This window comes from Shewanella sp. ECSMB14101, from assembly GCF_000773485.1.
In the GTDB taxonomy this organism is placed as follows: Bacteria; Pseudomonadota; Gammaproteobacteria; order Enterobacterales; family Shewanellaceae; genus Shewanella; species Shewanella marisflavi.
Window position 1 is genome coordinate 1 of sequence record NZ_JSFF01000075.1, and the last position, 586, is coordinate 586.

The following is a 586-nucleotide window of genomic DNA, read 5'->3' on the forward strand; positions in this document are numbered from 1 at the left end:
CGCTTTACGCCCAGTAATTCCGATTAACGCTTGCACCCCTCGTATTACCGCGGCTGCTGGCACGAAGTTAGCCGGTGCTTCTTCTGCGAGTAACGTCACAGCTAAGCGCTATTAACACTTAACCTTTCCTCCTCGCTGAAAGTGCTTTACAACCCGAAGGCCTTCTTCACACACGCGGCATGGCTGCATCAGGCTTGCGCCCATTGTGCAATATTCCCCACTGCTGCCTCCCGTAGGAGTCTGGGCCGTGTCTCAGTCCCAGTGTGGCTGATCATCCTCTCAGAACAGCTAGGGATCGTCGCCTAGGTGAGCCATTACCTCACCTACTAGCTAATCCCACCTAGGTACATCCAATCGCAGAAGGCCCGAAGGTCCCCTCTTTTCCCCCGTAGGGCGTATGCGGTATTAGCAGTCGTTTCCAACTGTTATCCCCCTCGACTGGGCAGTTCCCTAGGCATTACTCACCCGTCCGCCGCTCGTCAGCAAAGAAAGCAAGCTTTCTTCCTGTTACCGCTCGACTTGCATGTGTTAGGCCTGCCGCCAGCGTTCAATCTGAGCCATGATCAAACTCTTCAATTAAAGTTTT

The 586-nt window shown here is 53.8% G+C and carries 1 rRNA gene; it reads right to left on the reverse strand.

Annotation, left to right across the window (positions count from 1 at the left end):
* Positions 1-579: ribosomal RNA gene (locus NY07_RS18815) — 16S ribosomal RNA — on the reverse strand; the annotation flags it as partial.
* Positions 580-586: the final 7 nt, after the last annotated feature.